The following is a 2,998-nucleotide window of genomic DNA, read 5'->3' as shown; positions in this document are numbered from 1 at the left end:
AGCGCGGCCGGCCGGCCGCGCCTGGGGGGCGGTTCCTCAGCCCGTTTCGTTTCCGGCGATCAGTACGGCGCTGATCTGCGGGCCGCCGCCGAAGGTGTGCGACAGCCCCCGGGCGGCGTTGGCGATCTGGCGGCGCGGATCGTCGACCTTGTGCTGGAGCTGCTTGTAGATCTCGTAGGTCATGCGCAGGCCGCTGGCGCCGATCGGATGGCCGAAGCACTTCAGGCCGCCGTCGACATTGACCGGCAGGTCGCCGGAGAGTTCGAAGACGCCGGCGTCGATGTCGTGCCGCGCACGCCCCCGCTCGCTGAACCCGAAATCCTCGTAGATCAGCATTTCGGTGATCGTGAAGCAGTCATGGACCTCGGCGAGATCCAGCTCGCGGCGCGGATCATCGATGCCGGCCATCGCGTAGGCCTTCGACGACGATTTGCGCAGCGCGTTGAAACTGGTCCAGCTGAAGTCCGGCCGGTGGTGCGGCAGCATCGCGTCCATCGCCACGCCGAACCCCTTGATGTAGATCGGATCGTCACGCAGGGCCTTGGCGTTGTCGGCGCGTGTCACGATCGCGCAGGCGGAGCCGTCACTGTTGCCGCAGCAGTCCAACAGGCCGAGCGGCGTCGCCACGATGGGGGCCGACAGCACCTGTTCGAGCGTCAGTTCCTTGTGGAAGTGGGCCTTCGGCGCCAACATGCCGTTGCGGTGGTTCTTGACCGCGATCTTGCCGATCGTCTGCCGTCCTTCCTCATAGGAAAGGCCGTATTGCTCGAAGTAGCGTGTCGCGATCAGGGCGAACGACCCCGGCGCGGTTCGGCGTGCCTCGGTCACAGGGTTCATGCCGCGACCGGCGCCGAGCCCCGGGAAACCGGTATCCTTCAGTTTCTCAACGCCGAGCGCCATGACCACATCGAACATGCCGCTGGCAACCGCCATGCAAGCTTCGAACAGGGCGATATGGCCGGAGGTGCAGTAGTTCTCGTTGCGCAGCAGCGGAATGCCGCCGAGCTTGAGCGCGTCGACGACCTGGGAGGCGGCAAGGCCGCCGACCGGGGCATAGGCCTGGCCGACGAAAACGGCTTCGATGTCGTCGGGTCCGATGCCGGCATCCTCATAGGCCTCGTAGGCCGATTCGATGGCGAGATCGGCAACGCCGCAGTCCCAGCGCTCGCCGAACTTCGAGCAGCCCATGCCGACGATTGCAACCTTATCCTTCAAGGACATTATTCGCCCTCCGCGCTCGCCGCCGGGCGGCATTTCCAGTAGTAATTGATGTAGTTTCCGCCCTCGTAGATCTTGCGAAAGGTGAATTCGACCGGCATCCCGACCGAGACCTCTTCAGCGTCGAAGTCCGTCATCAGCAGGTAGTAGCGGGTCTTCTCGTCGTCTTCGCAGACGGTCTGGACGACGACCGGGTCGTCGCTGCGCCCCGCCAGCTTGTCGATCGAATAGGTGAAGACGCGCGCCGTCCGATCGGACAGGCGGACCAGCTCGAAATCGTCCTTGCTATGGCAGACCGGGCAGATGCGGTTGGTCGGCGTCGTCGTCGTGCCGCACCGGTAGCATTTGCTGCCATGCAGACGCAGCAGCGATGCCTGGTCGCGCCAATAGGCGGATGTGGAGGGAAAGGTGCGGAACGGTTCACCCGGCTGGGCGTCCAGAATACCGCGGAAGGAGAGGAACCGGCTGTAGGAGTCCAGCGGCCGCCCGCGCGCCAAATTGCGGGCGACGACCGCGTCCTTTTGCTGTTCGAGCACCGCTTCGGTCGCCTCGAAGAGGAATGCGTCGGCGCCGTAGCCGTAGGACGCGACAAGAATGAGGTCGCCGGGGCTGGCCGTTTCCAGGGCGCTGGCCAGGAGCAGGATGGGCTGCGCGGCGGCGCAATATCCGACCTGCATCATGAGCGGATCGGCGAGCTGCTCGGGCGTGAATCCGACGCGCTTGGCAACCTGGGCGCTGTCCCGGAGCCCCGGCGTCGCCAGAACCAGCCTGGAGATCTGCCCGGGCGTAAGCCCGGCCCGCGACATCAGACCGTCGATGACGTCCGACATGGCGCGGCCGTAACCCTTGTCCTTGGCGAAACGGCCCTCCGCCGTATGGGGGAAGCGGTCGTCGACGTTGCGCCAGCTGTCGAGGATCTCGTTGTTGACCGAATAGCTCGCCCGATAGACCGCAACGAGGTCCTCGGCGGCGACCAGGACGGCGGCGCCGGCATCTCCGGCGAGTTGTTCCTGATCGGATTTCGGATAGCCGAGCGGGCAATCGGCCGCGGTCACGACGACGCGGTCGTTGGCCCCGGACGCGACGGCATCCAGCGCCGCTTTCAGGGCGCTCGTTCCGGCGCGGGCGCTGGCGCCGAAATCGGCGGTGTGGACGGTTTCCTTTAGATCGGCTGCCACGGCCGCAAGGCCGGCACTCGATTTCTCCGCGTAAGGGGGCGTCGTGGAGGCGAACAGCAGGGCATCGACGGTTTCCCTCTGCGTTCCCCTGAGGCAACTCACGGCGGCTTCGACCGCCAGCGTCAGGCTGTCTTCGTCGGTGTTGGCGACGCTTTTCTCGCCCTTGAGACCCGGTCGCTCCCACGCTTTCGCGATGGTCTCCCGCTTCATGCGATAGGACGGGATATAGACGCCGGTCCTCGCAATTCCTACATTCATTAAGCTGTCTCCTTCGCCGTTTTTACGCCAGCAAAGAAACTGACAAGGCCGGCTACCCGCTGATGTGCCGAAGCACGCCCCAGGTGTAGCAAGCAATGTGCCAGCAAAATTTCGAGGAATTCTGCGGGATTCGCCCGGAGTAAATTTCAAAATTGGAACGGCAAATTAGAATTTAATGTTTTCAGACAGCTAGTTACTTCATTTCATTTTTGGAACGCTGCCTTAGTTTTTGCAACGAAAGACGAAGGCTCCTGCCGCCATCCGGCGACCGACGGACGTGCCCAAGCCCAAGCCCGAACCGCCGACCGGACGCCAGCCGCTGGAGCAACAGGAGTTTGACCAGC

The 2,998-nt window shown here is 64.1% G+C and carries 2 protein-coding genes; both read right to left on the bottom strand.

Features of this window, described 5'->3' with window-relative positions:
* Positions 1 to 36: 36 nt before the first annotated feature.
* Positions 37 to 1,221, bottom strand: a complete 1,185-nt coding sequence (locus CH339_RS23480; RefSeq protein ID WP_111436845.1) for an acetyl-CoA acetyltransferase — start codon at positions 1,219 to 1,221, stop codon at positions 37 to 39.
* Entirely contained in the window at positions 1,221 to 2,654 is a 1,434-nt protein-coding gene (locus tag CH339_RS23475; RefSeq protein ID WP_111436844.1) for a 3-oxoacyl-[acyl-carrier-protein] synthase III C-terminal domain-containing protein, read from the bottom strand. Before CH339_RS23475 ends, CH339_RS23480 begins: the two co-directional genes overlap by 1 nt.
* Positions 2,655 to 2,998 lie beyond the last annotated feature (344 nt).

Source organism: Rhodobium orientis (assembly GCF_003258835.1).
Classification (GTDB): domain Bacteria; phylum Pseudomonadota; class Alphaproteobacteria; order Rhizobiales; family Rhodobiaceae; genus Rhodobium; species Rhodobium orientis.
This window is presented reverse-complemented; position numbering and strand designations above follow the sequence as displayed.